Genomic DNA, 15,111 nt, shown 5'->3' on the forward strand with positions numbered 1-15,111 from the left:
CTGTCTGTAATGACAGTTTTACAATAAATAGAAAGGCTCGCGATTCTACGCGCTATTGGGCGTGTATTCACCCATCAAACCCTGGTGGCGTCAGGCGATTGCCGGGATATCGAGCAGAAAGCGTTGATCATCAAACGATTGGCGTAGCCGAGTGGCAAGAATATCGACAGTACCGGGATGCTCACCGACAAGTGCGGTGGTCTCCACGCTAAGGTCTGGGTAGCGCTGTTCAGCGGCCGCGCAAATTTCGGCAATATCGCCGCCCTCCCCGGCGTGGCGCCCCGGCGAAAGAAACAGCATCGCCAAGATAACCGGACCTCTCTTGAACTCGGGCGATACCAGCAAGTTTTCCAGCAGCGGCTCGTTAAAGCGGTACTCATCACCCTCGCGGCGCTCCATGGAGGCCGCAGCAACACACGCTACGTCATCGCCTAACAGCACGCTAAGCTGTCCCGCCAAGCGGTTACGTACGGCAGTAACTTCAGGAATCGGACTGCCGTGATCCACCAGCGCCACGTGAGGCTTAGTATCTGGCTGAAGCTTGTCTCGCACGTTGTCGGCCAGCAGATGAGCTAACCGCAGGTCGTTATCACCAAACTCATCCACCAAGGGCTGGGCCACCCGCACCTTAACGTGGGGAAAGCGCGCTTGCATCGCTGTCATTCGTTCAGGCAGGTAGCCGGTGAGTGCTTTGCTCGGACCGAAAAAGAACGGCAGCACGATAATCTCCGTTGCCCCCTGTTCGGCACTGCGCTCAGCGGCGGGGCCAAGGGTAGTGGCAGGGATTCCACCCACCTCTTCCGCAGGAATCTTGTTGGAGTGCAGCAGCGAGGCCGCCTGTACGGTTTCGCCTAACAACTCGCTAAGCGAAGCCGCCACGTGGCGTAAATTCAGCGTTGCCTGCGCTCGTAGCGAGCCGTTATCCACTAGAAAAATCGCGCGCATGCTTGCCTCTACTAATTAGGGTTGAGTGGGCCGTGTGAGCTGTCGGGTCAGAGATCACCAGTGACATGGTAAGATGGCTGCTTTACCACGGGTGTCGCCCACAATGCTATTTGATGACGATATGTTGCTTGATAACGATGATTGATACCACCGCGCTTAACCAGCAAAGAAACTTCTTCGAAGGCCATGCGGCGATATGGTTATTCGGCTACGGCTCGCTGATTTGGAAGGCTGACTTTACCTACCTGGAGCGCCGCCCGGCCTATATACACGGCTGGGAGCGGCGCTTTTGGCAGGGCTCCCATGATCACCGCGGCACGCCTGAAGCGCCTGGGCGGGTGGCAACGCTAATCCGCGCCAAAGATTCGATTTGCCACGGCATGGCCTATCGCATTACGCCGGAAGTGCTCGCACCGCTGGATGTGCGGGAGAAGAACGGCTATCTGCGGGAAAAAGTACCGCTGACGTTTGTTGATGAGAAAGGCAATGGGATCGAACAGAGCGAAGGGCTTATTTATCTGGCCAGCGATGACAACCCGGCCTTTTTGGGCGACGCACCACTTGTGGAGATCGCCCAGCAAATTGCCAATGCCCATGGCCCCAGCGGCCCCAACCGCGACTACTTGGTCAACCTAGCCAAGGCGCTGCGGGAGCTTGGCGCCAAAGACGCTCATATTTTTGCCCTGGAGCAGCAGCTGAGCCGTTTTTAACATCACCAGTAGCGTGGATATCGGCGATGCCGGGCAAGGTTATTGACCAGAATAGCGATTACCAGCATCACTATACTGCCCGCACCGATTGGCAACAGCGGATACCACCACCCCAGCTGATGAACGCTGGCGCCCCCGCCGACCGCAATCAGGGCCGCCGCGGCTCCCGGTGGGTGAACCGTATGGGTTAGCTGCATACCCAGCACCGACAGTGATACGGCCAAAGCCATTGAGAGGGGTGTCGCCCCCAGCAGTTGATAGCAAGCAACGCCAATACCCGCGGAGAGCACGCTGCCAAACAGCACGTGACTGGGCTGGGCAAAAGGGCTTTCAGGAGCTGCATAGATGAGCACCGAAGTTGCGCCGAAGGAGCCTACGATAAGCAGTTGTTGTGACAGCCACGCCGAGCTTAACCAGCAAATAACCGCCATACCGGTAAAGGCCCCGACCCAAGACCAAAAAGCATCCTGCCAGCCTACCCGGGCGCGCTTAACTGGCTGCCCCCGCATCTTGCCAAGATAAGTTTTCATGGCACTCGCTTTGCACAAAATGAGTGCAAATGATGACAAGATGCACCAAATAAGCAAATGACAATCCATCATGCCCTTGATGAAACTGACTCAAGGGCAAAACAATTGAGCATCATTAGCGCATAGAAGATCTAATCAAGGTTAGAAATTGGGCGGGTCATTATTTATGAACAATTTTATAAACAATCACATGGATCGATCGTCATACTATGTAGTGGGATCAAACAGTTTAACTTCGCGTATATCGACCTGCTCCCAGACACGCTCAGTCATATAAGGCTCTTGCGCCAGCCAAGCCTCTAAATCTTCTCGAGTGGCAAATCTGAAATGTGCATTAGAACCGATCATTTTGCCTCCATCGTTCAGCAGCACCCCACCACTGACGAAGTTACCCGACTGATAGAGCTTGCGTATGCCTTCCAGGTGAAGCTCCCGACAAGACAAACGTCGATCTAAGGCACCCTCATCGGTGTAATCGTAGGCTACCAATGCATATTGCTTCATTTGCCACTCCTCTTGATATGTCTACATCATCAACCAAGAAAGAATAAACAGCCCCAATATCGTGCGCAAAATACCGCCGATCAAAGAGCCGCGCAGAAACGCGCGCAAACCGCCCCACAGGATCAGCAGTCCGATTACTAAGACGGCAATGCTGAAAAACGAATCATTGATCCCTAGCGAACGAGTTAAGCCGTCGATGAAATCGCCGAACGCCCCAAAGAAGTTGGTAAAAATGCCTAACAGAAACTCCACTACCACGCGGATGGCTTCGCCGATCGTTTCGCCGATTTCGTCAAAAAAGCCGTTTGTCTGCATTGCGTATGGCTGCATCGATAGTACCCAAGAATGAGAAGAATAAGCGGCATTGTCGGTTAAATACGCTGACTGAGCAAAGCAGGAGACATTCTCCTACTCTCTCCCTCACTTTTTCGCGCCTTCCACGCCAAGCAACTACTCTCTCATAAGCGTTACAAAATATAAGAGCTATCAATAAACACCATTAACGTCGCTACGCGCTAGGTTCTTGCCATGCCCAACCACTATCCTCTTGCCGATCAACTTCAAGCTACCACCCATCAAGTGGAAAACCAGCCGCCGACGCTTGAAAACTACAATAGTTACACAGCTGATCGCGCGCTTCAGGAAGGCGTTAAACGTGAAAGCGGCTCTGACGACGACACCTCGCTCATGACATTTGGTCAGTGGGCGGGCTCCGTCGAGGCGATTGCCTTGGGATTTGACGCCAACCGTTACTCACCCCAGTTGGTGACTCATGACCGGCAAGGCCATCGAGTCGATTTGATCGAGTTTCATTCCGCCTATCATCAGTTGATGCAAACGGCGATAGAGCATGGTCTGCACGCCAGCCCCTGGCGAAACCCTCGGCCCGGTGCGCATGTTAATCGGGCCGCCAACTACTTTTTACAAGCCCAGGTAGAAGCAGGTCATGGCTGCCCGATCACCATGACCTTTGCTGCCCTGCCCCCACTGCGCCATCAACCCAGCCTGCTTGAGAGCTGGGGCGATAAAATCACCGCGCCCCATTACGACCCGCGCAACGTCCCCTATTTCGAGAAACAGGGCCTCACTCTCGGGATGGCAATGACCGAAAAGCAGGGCGGCTCCGATGTGCGTTTGAACACCACTCGCGCCTACCCGATTGATCAAGGTGGGCCAGGCGAAGCCTACGAACTGGTGGGGCATAAATGGTTTGTCTCCGCGCCAATGTGCGATGCCTTTTTGGTACTCGCCCAGGCCCCAGGCGGCTTAAGCTGTTTTTTGCTGCCGCGCTGGCGGCCCGACGGCAGCAAGAACCCGCTCCACATCCAGCAGCTAAAGCGCAAAATGGGCAACGTATCGAATGCCTCCAGCGAGACAGAGCTACGGGGTGCCTTTGCCTGGATGGTGGGCGATGAAGGCCGCGGCGTGCGCACCATTATTGAGATGGTCGCCATGACCCGCTACGACTGCATGATTGGCTCCGCTGCCGGGATGCGCCAAGCCACCGCCCAGGCAATTCACCACGCCTCTCATCGGTATGCCTTTGGGGCGCGCCTAAGCGAGCAGCCGCTGATGCAAAATGTGCTCGCTGATTTGGCCATTGAGAGCGAAGCCGCCACCACCTTAATGCTGCGCATGGCCCGGGCCATGGATCATCAGGACAACGAGCATGAGCGCCTGCTTTCGCGCATCGCCACCCCCGTCGGCAAGTACTGGATCTGTAAGCGCACGCCCCACCACGCTTACGAAGCAATGGAGGTGATTGGCGGTAGCGGCGTAATGGAAACCCACATAATGGCGCGCCTGTTCCGCGAGTCGCCCATCAACGCCATTTGGGAAGGCAGCGGTAACGTGCAGTGTTTGGATATCCTACGCGCGATTGAAAAACAGCCCGAAGTGCTCGACGCCTACTTCGCCGAGCTTGCCAAAGCGCAAGGCGCTGATACGTATCTTGACCGTTTTATTCAGCAATTACAGCGGCAGATGCAGGATACCCAAGCGCTCCAATACCGCGCTCGCCAGTTGGCGGACGGCATGGCCCTGGCGTTACAGGGCGCCCTGCTGGTCCAACACGCACCCGCCTATGTGGCCGACGCATTCTGCGCTGGTCGGCTTACCGACCGCAGTGGCCTCAATACAGGCACGTTGCCCACCGGGCTGGATTGCGCGGCAATTATCGAGCGTGCTCAGCCCTTGGAATGAGCCCCGTGGAATAAGCGTTCACGACCATGGTCGACTTCCATGCTAAAACTGATCGCGTTAGAACTAATGCTGTAAAACAATAAGCAGCAACGTGATAGCGGGAGAGCTTGGCGCATCAACACACAATGACGCCAGCGCCGAAGGAGCAACAGCCCCGGAAACTCTCAGGCAACCGGACCGCTATTACCATCACTTTCCGAAGAGCGGCTGATGACTGCGTCACTCAGCCCACCGAAGGAGCAAGCGCACCCAACGGATGCGTGAATCTCTCAGGTTCCATGACGGAAGGGGTACGCCCAGCAGCAGCTACGCCGTTAGGCGGGATTCCCCGACGCTCATACAATCTGGAGAGAGTTATGCAACGCATTGCCGTTATCGGTGGTGGTATCACCGGCATTACCAGCGCCTACGCCCTAGCTAAACGTGGTTATGATGTCACCGTGTTTGAAAAGCATCGCTATGCGGCGATGGAGACGTCGTTTGCCAACGGCGGCCAGCTCTCTGCGTCAAATGCGGAAGTGTGGAACCACTGGCCGACCGTGATCAAAGGCCTGCGCTGGATGCTTAGAAACGATGCCCCACTGCTGGTCAATCCCCGTCCAAGCTGGCACAAGCTCAGTTGGTTTGGCGAATTTATCGCCTCAATCCCCCGCTACTCTGCCAACACCACTGAAACAGCGCGACTAGCCATTGCGGCGCGCGAGCACCTGTTTCAGTGGGCAAAAGACGAGCAGATCGACTTTGACCTCAAGCAGAAAGGCATTCTGCATATTTACCGCGACAAAGCGGGCTATGACCATGCTGCCAAGGTGTCTCAACTGCTCAGCAAAGGCGGCCTGGAGCGCCGGGCGGTCACTCCCGACGAGATGCGCACCATCGAACCCACCCTGGCGGGCAACTACTACGGCGGTTTCTTTACCGAAAGCGATGCCACCGGCGATATTCATAAGTTTACCCATGGCCTGGCACAAGCCGCCGAGCGCCGCGGCGTAACGCTTAAATATGGCCACAGCGTGCAGGATATCGGCGCCGATCAACAGCACGCCTGGATCACCGCCACGCTTGAAGGCGAGGCTAACGCTGAACCGGTGCGCGAAACCTTTGATAGCGTGGTGGTATGCGCAGGCGTAGGCAGCCGCGCTCTGGCCGCCAAGCTAGGCGACCGAGTCAATATCTACCCGGTCAAAGGCTATTCGATTACCGTGCAGCTCGATGACGCCGCCTCCCAACAAGCTGCCCCTACCGTCAGCCTGCTCGATGATGAAACCAAACTGGTGACCAGCCGCCTGGGCGATGACCGCTTCCGGATCGCTGGCACCGCCGAGTTTAACGGCTTTAACCGTGATATCCGCGACAACCGCATCCGCCCGCTAATTCGCTGGGTCGAAGAGTGCTTCCCAGGTGTTAGCACCCGCCGCGTGGTGCCCTGGGCGGGCCTGCGCCCGATGCTGCCTAACATGCTACCCAAAGTCGGCCGCGGTAAACTGCCCACGGTTTTCTATAATACCGGCCACGGCCACCTGGGCTGGACGCTCTCTGCGATTACCGCTGATATGCTGGCGGATGCGGTTCAAGCGTCTACTAAAGAGGAACGAGCTAGGGATATTCCTGGCGTGCGTGCAGGACGTTAACGATTTCAATACAGCCCGATGCTAAACGGTAAACCACGATATAGTTGGGGTGGACCACGGCTTCACGCGTACCGACAACGCGACCTGGGCGGTACAAATAGGGATGCTGTGGTAGCGCCTCGGTCGCTTCTTCAATGGCTTGATAAAGTGCTTCGGCGGCGTAGGGGTTACGTTTGCTGAGATAGTCGAGGATCGCCCACAGCGATTCGCGGGCTTGGGGGCGCCACTCAACTAGGAGCATCGCGACGTTTAGCGATCAGTTCACGCATTTCACCCATCACGTCATCGTGGGGAATTGAAGGCCTGGGATCATCCAGGCTGGCTTGTACGCGCTCGCGGAACCAGCGTTGATAGCTGTCAGACTGCTCCTGCGTCTCAAATTCGCTGATGATCGGATCCAGTGGGGTGCTCATAAAGCGCCTCCTGTGTGTGTTTGAGTTAGTCTAGTGCAACGCAGCCCTCGCTGTCAGCCTAGATACCCAGTTAGCGATGTAAAACAGGCATCGAAACCAGGCCCTGATTTAAGTGATATCTAAGTAGACTCAACTGGGAACAATACTTTACTTACTCACACAGCTGGCACTTCAAGTTCCAGGAAGCGCCGTACCCGGTCGGTTTTAGGGTTCTCGAAGAACTCACTGGGGTGAGATTTTTCAATAATGATGCCTTTATCCAGGAAGACCACTTGATCGGAGACCGCCCGAGCAAACTCCATTTCGTGGGTCACCAGCACCATGGTGTAGCCCTCTTTGGAGAGGTCTTTGATCACCCCAAGCACTTCCCCCACCAACTCGGGGTCGAGGGCTGAAGTGGGCTCATCGAACAGCATCACCTTGGGCTGCATGGCGAGAGCCCGCGCAATCGCCACCCGCTGCTTTTGCCCGCCGGAAAGCGTGTAGGGGTACTGTTCGCGTTTGTCGGCCATACCGACTTTTTCGAGCAGCGCCATGGCCCGCTCATCGGCCTCGGTTTTGCTTAGCCCCTGAACATGAATAGGCGCCTCGGTGACATTGCGCAGCACGCTTAAATGAGGCCATAGGTTAAAGCCCTGGAACACCATGCCCAAGCGCGCGCGCATGCCTGCCAGCTCACGACGCGACATTGGTTTTCCTGTATCACTCACGCCGATACGGTCTCCGTCGATACGGATGTCGCCCCGGTCGGGTTGCTCAAGCCAGTTAATGCAGCGTAGCAGGGTAGATTTACCCGAACCCGATGAGCCCAAAATACTCACCACTTCGCCGGACTGCACTTCTAGCGACACATCCCGCAGCACTTCGGTGCCATCGAAGCTTTTGGAAAGATTACGAATACTAACAGCGGCGGTCTCAGGCATTTTCGAATCCTCGCTTGGCGCCAAAACGGCCAATCATTTTGATAAACAGTTCTAAACCAATACTGATCAGCCAGTAGAAGCCGATCACCACGATGAACGCTTCCATGGGAATGAAGTAGGTGCTCGACAGGCTGCTCGCCGCCGCTGTGAGTTCGCGCACGGTGATAATCACCAGAAAGGCAGTGTCTTTGAGCAGGATAATCAGTTGATTGCCCAGCAAGCCGCGGGTTTTCAAAATCAGCTGCGGCAAGATAATGCGCATAAACATTTGGGGCTGCGAAAATCCTTGGGCGATGGCTGCCTCTACCTGCCCTTGGGCGAAGGTAGCCCGGCAGCCGCGCAGAATTTCCGCGAAGTATGCACCGTGGTACATCACCAGGGCGATAATCCCGGCCGTCCAGGCACTCATGCGGATGCCTGCACTGGGCAGGCCGTAATACAGCAGGTAGGCCAGGATCAAAAATGGCAGCATGCGCATGCCATCGATAAAAATCCGCAGCGGAATCTTTAACCGTGGGCGAGAACCCTCCAATAAAAACACCATGGCGCTACCCATTAGAAAAGCCAGCACAGCGGATAAACCAAATAGCTTTAAGGTGTTATAAAAACCGCTTAAAAATACGTCATAAGACGACCAAAGAATGTCCCAATTACTCATAAAGGCTCCCTAATGGCCGGGTTAGACGGCCAATCGACTGGCTTTGCGCTCAGCCAGGCGTTGAAGCCAGACCAGCAGGCTGATGATCAGCATATACAGCACCGCGGCCGCTAAAATCGGCGGCAGAGGGTCGTAGGTCACCGCTGAAATGCGGTTGGTCACGCGGGTCAGGTCGACAACACCGATGACCGCAATGGCGGGGCTGCCTTTGATTAGAAACGACATCTCATTGACTAAGCCCGGCAGGCTGGTAATGGTGATTTGCGGCAGCATAATGCGGCGAAAATAGACCCACGGCGTCATGCCAATGGCCAGGGCCGCCTCACGCTGCTCTTTGGAGAAGTTGTTAAAGGCAGAGCGCCAAATTTCGGCGTTAAAGGCGGTGGTATTGAGGGTTAGCGCAATAATACCGGCCACATTGCGGTTGAGATTAATGCCCATGGTCGGTGCGGTTAGGAAGATAAACAGCACCAGCGTTACCAGCGGCGTGGCCCTTGCTAAGCTAATATAAACGCCTAGCAGCTGATGCAGAACGGGGATTTTGGCCACTCTTAACAAGGCAATCAGCAACCCCATTACCACACCGATGGCAATGGATATGCCGGATATCCAAAGCGTTGTCCAGGCGCCCTGGATGAGAAGCCCCCATGCGCTACTGTCCATGCTCACCCCCTAATTCGCGATAAGAAAACCGCCGCCCAGGCTGGGCGGCAGGCGAATGTGATGGCTTACATTTCGGCCATTTCGTGGAACTCTTCCACTGAGGTGATAGGTGTTACCGGCAGGTCATCAAATGACTCGCCAAACCACTTTTCCTGCAGCTCGGCTAGACGGCCAGAATCACGCAGGTGGCTCATAAAGTCGGTGATATAGGTCAGCAGCTCGGGGCTGTCTTTAGGCATTGGCCAGGCCACGAAGCCTGGGCCGGAAACGGCTTGGCCCGCCTCAAAGACGTCAGAGCGCTCACGGATCAGGTCGTTAACCGGCACGATTGAGTTAATCACGTAATCGACACGGCCGTTGGCGAGATCCGCATAGATTTCTGGATAGGCCTCATACTCCATTACGTCGCCCAGCTCGCCACCGCTCTCTTCCAGCATGACCTCGAGTTCTGGCAGGCGCGATAGCAGTGCACTGCCCGCCTGAACGCCCAACGTCATGCCGCTTAAATCTTCAATGCTGTTGATACGATCATCGCCCGCCCGTTTGATGTAGAAGTGCTGGGCAGAGGCGAACGGCGGTGCGTAGTTAAAGACACGCAGGCGTTCATCGGTCACCGAGGCGCCGGTAAGTGCCATATCGTACTGGCCCGATGAAACCGACGCCAAGAGCCCTGTCCACGGCAGAATATCCTGGCGGACTTCAAAGTCAGCGTAGTCTTCCAGCTCAATCAATATATCTTTGATAAAGCCATCAGGGTCGCTACCACTCATAAAGTTGAACGGCGCGTAGTTATCTTCGGTGGCCACGCTCATGTAGCCACGGCTCTCTATTTCTTCTAAGTCCGCAGCAGACACGGCTAATGACACGCCTAAAGCAAGGACACCAACGCTTAGCGCGGAGGTTAAAACAGCTACTTTTTTCATCGCCTTATACCCCTAGAGTGGACAATCATCGCTAACAAAACGGTTACAAGTTGAAAGTGACTTCACCCTAGTTTTTTATCCTCCTCTCGATTAGAGCCAGTTGGCGTAAAGTGAAAGGACAGTTGGTTATCACAAAGCTGGCACGAAAGATGCTTAGGTTTAAGAAAGAGAGGGTTTGTTTGAGAGGGAGGAGTGCATGACAACGCTGTGCCTTGAGGTCGATCCTAATGCTTCCACCTGCCTGCAAGAACAGCTGCGCGAAACGCTGTTAGAAGCGATTCGTATGGGGAGTTTACCCAGCGAGGACGCGCTGCCCTCATGCCGCAAGCTGTCGCAACAGCTGGGGATTTCGCGTAATACGGTGGCGATTGTTTACGAAAAGCTGGTCGAGGATGGCTATTTAATAAGTCGTCCCCGTAGCGGCTACTATTTGCACCCTGATTATAACGAGCCTCACTCAACGCTTAATTCATCACTAACAGCGTTAACCGAGCACAATAAAGACGCCATAAGCGCACCAAACTGGCACAAACGGATTACTCAACGCCCTACTAACTACCAAGGAATTCTCAAACCCGGTAATTGGTCGGAATATGCCTATCCGTTTATTTATGGCCAGTTAGATACGCGACTTTTTCCGTTAGCCCAGTGGCGCGATGTTTCTCGGCGCTTATTGAGTTCGCAACGCGATAAACCCTGGCTGCGGGATCGTGTTGACCAGGACGACCCGCTCCTGATTGAGCAATTGCGCAAACGTATTTTGCCGCGCCGGGGAATTTTTGCTCGCTCAGAAGAGATTCTGATCACCATGGGAACGCAAAATGCGCTCTATCTGATCGCGCAACTGCTCTGCCATCGGGGCACCCGCGTAGCCCTGGAATCCCCCGGTTACCGCGAGGCAATGAATGTGTTTGCTCAGCGCGGCGCCAGCCTGCAGTACCAAACCGTGGATACGCAAGGAATGTGTCTTGAGGGGTCTCAGCAGTGTGACTATCTGTATGTCATGCCCAGTCATCAGGTGCCCACCGGGGTGACCATGAGCCGCGAGCGGCGCGAGGCTTTGCTGGCCCAGCTACCCCATCGCGACCAAATCGTGATTGAGGATGACTACGACGCCGAGATTCATGGCGACCAGTTCGCGCTGCCAGCGCTCAAAGCCAGCGCGCAGAGCGCCCGAATCATCTACATGGGCAGCTTATCCAAAGCGCTCTCGCCGGGGCTGCGCATGGGTTATGTAGTAGCCGATGCCGAAGTGATCGACGAGCTGCGAGCGCTGCGACGCATGATGTACCGGCACCCTCCCGCGGCGTTGCAACACCAGCTGGCCCAGTTTATTTCTCAAGGCTATTACGAGCGCTACCTCAAACTTCACGTAGAGGAAATCGACCGGCGGCGGGACGCGATGCGCATTGCCATTGATCAGGCCTTGCCCGGCTGCCTCAGCCATAGCAGCAATCGCTCCAGCGCCTTCTGGATGGAAGCGGATGCTAGCATCGATACTCAGCGGCTAGCCTGGCATGCCGCACAGCGGGGTGTGCTGATTGAATCCGGCTTCCAGCACTTCTTCGATGCCGCCCCGCCACGGCGCTTTTTCCGCTTAGGGTTTGGCGCCATCGAGAGTGAGCGTATCGACCCAGGCATACAGCGCCTGGGCCTCGCCTACGATAACGCCCTGAGTACTTAACCTATCATCTAGCGTGATGCCGTATAGTTTTTCAACACGCGATCCAGGATGGCTAAACCTTCCTCTACTTCAGCGGCCGTCACGATACACGGCGGTACCACATGGATGCGGTTCTCAACGGTAAAGACCAGCAGGCCGTTTTCCATCAATTGCTGCTTGAGTTTCAACACCTCCGCCCCTGGCAGTGGCGTTTTGTAAACCGGATCGCTGACGAGTTCCAAAGCATGAAACACACCAACACCCCGCCAATCACCGATGATGGCATAGCGCTCGGCAAGCTGTTGCAACCCTGCGGCCAACGGCCCATTACCCATCGCGTCAGCGTTTTCAACCACGCCCTCAGCTTCCATCGCATCCAGGGTCGCAACTATCGCCGCCATTGCCAGCGGGTGACCGGAATACGTTAGGCCGCCGACAAAAAAGTGGTCATCGAAATAGCGTGAGATGGGTTCAGAAATAATCACGCCCCCGGCAGGCACATAGCCCGAGTTCACCCCTTTGGCGAAGACGATTAAGTCCGGTGCCATGTCGTAATGCTCAAAGGCGAACCAGCGCCCAGTGCGACCGAAGCCAGCCATTACTTCATCGAGAATCAGCACAATGCCGAACTCATCGGCGAGTTTTCTAACGCCCTGAAGATACGCTTTCGGAGGTAACAGCACGCCAGCAGTACCGGGAATGGTCTCCAGCAGGATGGCCGCCACCGCGTTCGCACCTTCGCACTCAATCACCCGGCGCAGGTGTTGCAGCGCCCGCTCACACTCCTCCTCTTCATTGCGCGCCCAAAACTCGCTGCGATAGAGGTAAGGGTTGAAGAAGTGCACGTGGCCACTGGCATACTCGTTGGGCACCCGCCGCCAGTCACCGGTGGCGGCAATCGCTGAACCGGTATTGCCGTGATAAGAGCGGTAGGCGGATAGTATTTTGCTTCGCCCGGTATAAAGGCGCGCCATACGGATGGCGTTCTCGTTGGCATCGGCCCCCGCATTGGTGAAAAACACCTTACTAAAGCCAGCGGGCGCTTTGGCGATAATACGCTTGGCCGCCTCACCCCGGGCTAAGTTGGCATGGGCTGGGGCGATGGTACACAGGCTCGCGGCCTGGGCTTGAATCGCGCTTACCACCTTGGGATGCTGATGGCCGATATTGGTATTGACTAACTGGCTACTAAAATCCAGATACGAGCGCCCCACATAGTCCCACACGCGACACCCTTCAGCCCCTGCAATCACCATGGGGTCTAAACTGCCTTGCTGCGCCCAGGAGTGGAACACATACTGGCGGTCTAAGGTGTGTACATAAGTATTATCCACACCGCTTTCGGGTGGATGTGAAGCGGCAATATTGGTATTCATAGCAAGTACCCTAATTAATCCGTTAACAAAAAGCGTGCTTGCCAGCCTAGTGAGTCCGCCGGTTAGGCTGTAGGGCCAGTCGTTACGAGCCAACGGGACAGGCGTAGTGGAAAACAGCGATGTCACAATGGCAGCCGCTAACTGGCTCTAAAGGCTTGAACCAGCGTTGCTTACAGTGATGTAAGAACGCGCCCATCGCCTTTAATTATTTGCCTTTAAATAGCTTGAATAACGTGGAGATACTGCAATGCCTAGCGTACTTATTACCGGAGCGACGTCAGGGTTTGGCAAAGCGGCTGCCCAGCGCTTTGCCAAAGCGGGCTGGTCGCTGATATTAACCGGACGACGCGTAGAGCGCCTAAAAGCACTCGAGGAGGAGCTTTCCAAGCAGGTGCCAGTGCTAACACTGGCGCTGGATGTCCGCGACAATGACGCGGTAACAGCGGCGATTAGTGGCCTGCCAGAGGAGTTTCTGCCACTCACCTGTTTAATCAACAATGCGGGCTTGGCACTAGCACCGCAACCGGCGCAAAAGGTGGCGCTGGAGGATTGGCACACCATGATCGACACCAATATCACCGGGTTGGTCAATGTGACACACGCGGCGCTGCCGCTGCTGCTGAAAACCGGTAAAGGCGCGAGTATTCTCAATCTCGGCTCGGTGGCGGGTCAGTGGCCGTATCCAGGCGGGCATGTGTATGGCGCGTCGAAAGCCTTTGTTCAACAGTTCAGCTATAACCTGCGCTGCGATCTGTTAGGTACTGGCGTGCGGGTCACTGATCTAGCGCCCGGCATGGCGGAAACTGAGTTTACGCTGGTCAGAACTAAAGGCGACCAGGCCGCTTCGGATGCACTTTACCGGGGTACGACGCCACTCCAAGCGGAAGATATTGCCGAGCAGCTTTACTACTTGGCCACACTGCCCGCCCATATCAACATCAACCGTTTGGAAATTATGACCGTTCGTCAGGCATGGTCAGCGTTTGCGATTGATCGCGACCCGGCTTAAGCCTGCTTCGCCGGTTTTAATAAGCCACCCGTTGAAACGCGATCGCGCCCTTTCTCTTTGGCTAGATAAAGGGCGTTATCCACTCGTTTCATTACGCTTTTGACCGGCTCTTGCGAATGAACTTCGACGACACCAAAACTTGCCGTGACGCTGCCTTGAATAGGAAAGTCGGTGTGCTTGATCGCGCCTCGAATTTTCTCAGCAAGCCGCACAGCCTGTTCAAGAGAGGTTTCAGGGGCTAATAGCATAAACTCTTCACCACCCCACCGTACGCAACAATCCGCTTTACGTAGATTGCACTTAAGCAAATCGGCAAGCGCTACCAACACCTGGTCACCCACATCGTGGCCGTAGCTATCATTGATCTGTTTAAAATAATCGAGATCCAGCATGATCAAAGAGAGGGGTCGAGCGTAGCGGTGTTGACGGTTGACTTCGCTTTTCAGTACCGCATCAAACTGCGATCTATTAACCAGTCCGGTTAACATATCCGTCGTGGCAAGCCGCTTAAGCTGGGCCTCTTTTTCCATCTGCTCGGTCACATCGCGCTGAGTTAACACCAGCGTCGTGGCGCTGTTATAGCGCGGCCCCATCGCGGTAATTCGCCACTCGATATGCCGCCGTGAGCCATCATGACGGCGGGAAACTTCACGACCGCTGATGCCTTCAAAGCCACCATTAGCATTGGCATTTATCTCATCGCCCAGTTGGGCAACAATCTGTTGATTGGCCGCCTCTTGCTCAACCACAATGGGGGCTGCGCCCAACCAATCTTCACGGCTGCCGCCCCACAAGCGCTGATAGTCAGTGTTGACGTCCACGATGTGAATGCCAGGTACACTTGCCTGCATACTGAGAATCGCCACCGCGTGTCCTGGCCGCTCCTCATCAGGTTCCGACCCTGGCTGTCCATAGTGTTGATACATGCTATTTACTCATCCTTGTAAAATAGTCGTGCGGT

Annotated in this window: 17 protein-coding genes and 1 riboswitch; of the genes, 5 read left to right on the forward strand and 12 right to left on the reverse strand. The window is 55.4% G+C overall.

Annotated features, from left to right (window positions below):
* Nucleotides 1-90 precede the first annotated feature (90 nt).
* A complete protein-coding gene (locus QHL1GM_RS10545) occupies nt 91-945 on the reverse strand; it encodes a sirohydrochlorin chelatase (RefSeq protein ID WP_071694442.1) in 855 nt (284 codons plus the stop codon).
* Between the two features lie 137 nt (nt 946-1,082).
* On the opposite strand from QHL1GM_RS10545, the gene QHL1GM_RS10550 reads away from it, so the two are divergent.
* Nucleotides 1,083-1,655, forward strand: coding sequence for a gamma-glutamylcyclotransferase (locus QHL1GM_RS10550; protein WP_071694443.1), 573 nt, complete (start codon nt 1,083-1,085; stop codon nt 1,653-1,655).
* A 2-nt stretch (nt 1,656-1,657) separates the two neighbouring features.
* Here QHL1GM_RS10550 and QHL1GM_RS10555 read toward each other — a convergent pair whose 3' ends face one another.
* The 3 genes from QHL1GM_RS10555 to QHL1GM_RS10565 all read right to left on the reverse strand — a co-directional run bounded on the left by QHL1GM_RS10555 (nt 1,658) and on the right by QHL1GM_RS10565 (nt 3,004).
* Nucleotides 1,658-2,185: an HPP family protein gene (locus tag QHL1GM_RS10555; RefSeq protein ID WP_022521653.1), complete on the reverse strand. Its 528-nt coding sequence runs from the start codon at nt 2,183-2,185 to the stop codon at nt 1,658-1,660.
* A gap of 207 nt (nt 2,186-2,392) precedes the next feature.
* The gene (locus QHL1GM_RS10560; RefSeq protein WP_071694444.1) at nt 2,393-2,689 is read right to left on the reverse strand and encodes a YciI family protein; all 297 of its coding nucleotides are present in this window, start codon (nt 2,687-2,689) and stop codon (nt 2,393-2,395) included.
* Between the two features lie 21 nt (nt 2,690-2,710).
* A complete protein-coding gene (locus QHL1GM_RS10565) occupies nt 2,711-3,004 on the reverse strand; it encodes a hypothetical protein (protein WP_071695972.1) in 294 nt (97 codons plus the stop codon).
* Nucleotides 3,005-3,217: 213 nt separating this feature from the next.
* On the opposite strand from QHL1GM_RS10565, the gene QHL1GM_RS10570 reads away from it, so the two are divergent.
* A complete protein-coding gene (locus QHL1GM_RS10570) occupies nt 3,218-4,891 on the forward strand; it encodes an isovaleryl-CoA dehydrogenase (protein ID WP_071694445.1) in 1,674 nt (557 codons plus the stop codon).
* An 88-nt stretch (nt 4,892-4,979) separates the two neighbouring features.
* Nucleotides 4,980-5,081, forward strand: a riboswitch (glycine riboswitch).
* A 166-nt stretch (nt 5,082-5,247) separates the two neighbouring features.
* Entirely contained in the window at nt 5,248-6,522 is a 1,275-nt protein-coding gene (locus QHL1GM_RS10575) for a D-amino acid dehydrogenase (RefSeq protein WP_071694446.1), read from the forward strand.
* On the opposite strand, the gene QHL1GM_RS10580 is transcribed toward QHL1GM_RS10575, so the two are convergent.
* From QHL1GM_RS10580 to QHL1GM_RS10605, 6 genes are all read right to left on the reverse strand, one after another.
* Nucleotides 6,488-6,763, reverse strand: coding sequence for a type II toxin-antitoxin system RelE/ParE family toxin (locus QHL1GM_RS10580; RefSeq protein WP_071694447.1), 276 nt, complete (start codon nt 6,761-6,763; stop codon nt 6,488-6,490). The genes QHL1GM_RS10575 and QHL1GM_RS10580 overlap by 35 nt on opposite strands.
* A complete protein-coding gene (locus QHL1GM_RS10585; RefSeq protein WP_071694448.1) occupies nt 6,750-6,935 on the reverse strand; it encodes an antitoxin in 186 nt (61 codons plus the stop codon). Before QHL1GM_RS10585 ends, QHL1GM_RS10580 begins: the two co-directional genes overlap by 14 nt.
* A gap of 155 nt (nt 6,936-7,090) precedes the next feature.
* Entirely contained in the window at nt 7,091-7,858 is a 768-nt protein-coding gene (locus QHL1GM_RS10590) for an amino acid ABC transporter ATP-binding protein (RefSeq protein WP_071694449.1), read from the reverse strand.
* Nucleotides 7,851-8,516, reverse strand: a complete 666-nt coding sequence (locus tag QHL1GM_RS10595; protein ID WP_071694450.1) for an amino acid ABC transporter permease — start codon at nt 8,514-8,516, stop codon at nt 7,851-7,853. The genes QHL1GM_RS10590 and QHL1GM_RS10595 overlap by 8 nt, the downstream gene beginning before the upstream one ends.
* Before the next feature lie 21 nt (nt 8,517-8,537).
* Nucleotides 8,538-9,179, reverse strand: a complete 642-nt coding sequence (locus QHL1GM_RS10600; protein WP_071694451.1) for an amino acid ABC transporter permease — start codon at nt 9,177-9,179, stop codon at nt 8,538-8,540.
* Nucleotides 9,180-9,244: 65 nt separating this feature from the next.
* The gene (locus QHL1GM_RS10605) at nt 9,245-10,102 is read right to left on the reverse strand and encodes a transporter substrate-binding domain-containing protein (RefSeq protein WP_071694452.1); all 858 of its coding nucleotides are present in this window, start codon (nt 10,100-10,102) and stop codon (nt 9,245-9,247) included.
* Nucleotides 10,103-10,298: 196 nt separating this feature from the next.
* Here QHL1GM_RS10605 and QHL1GM_RS10610 point away from each other — a divergent pair, with 196 nt between their 5' ends.
* Entirely contained in the window at nt 10,299-11,786 is a 1,488-nt protein-coding gene (locus QHL1GM_RS10610; RefSeq protein WP_071694453.1) for a PLP-dependent aminotransferase family protein, read from the forward strand.
* Between the two features lie 8 nt (nt 11,787-11,794).
* Here QHL1GM_RS10610 and QHL1GM_RS10615 read toward each other — a convergent pair whose 3' ends face one another.
* Nucleotides 11,795-13,141, reverse strand: a complete 1,347-nt coding sequence (locus QHL1GM_RS10615) for an aspartate aminotransferase family protein (protein WP_083571003.1) — start codon at nt 13,139-13,141, stop codon at nt 11,795-11,797.
* 247 nt (nt 13,142-13,388) lie between these two features.
* Here QHL1GM_RS10615 and QHL1GM_RS10620 point away from each other — a divergent pair, with 247 nt between their 5' ends.
* A complete protein-coding gene (locus QHL1GM_RS10620) occupies nt 13,389-14,150 on the forward strand; it encodes an SDR family NAD(P)-dependent oxidoreductase (RefSeq protein ID WP_071694454.1) in 762 nt (253 codons plus the stop codon).
* Here QHL1GM_RS10620 and QHL1GM_RS10625 read toward each other — a convergent pair.
* The gene (locus QHL1GM_RS10625; RefSeq protein ID WP_071694455.1) at nt 14,147-15,076 is read right to left on the reverse strand and encodes a sensor domain-containing diguanylate cyclase; all 930 of its coding nucleotides are present in this window, start codon (nt 15,074-15,076) and stop codon (nt 14,147-14,149) included. The two genes, QHL1GM_RS10620 and QHL1GM_RS10625, sit on opposite strands and share 4 nt — an antisense overlap.
* Nucleotides 15,077-15,111: the final 35 nt, after the last annotated feature.

The sequence above is a fragment of the Halomonas sp. QHL1 genome (assembly GCF_001882345.1).
Classification (GTDB): Bacteria; Pseudomonadota; Gammaproteobacteria; order Pseudomonadales; family Halomonadaceae; genus Vreelandella.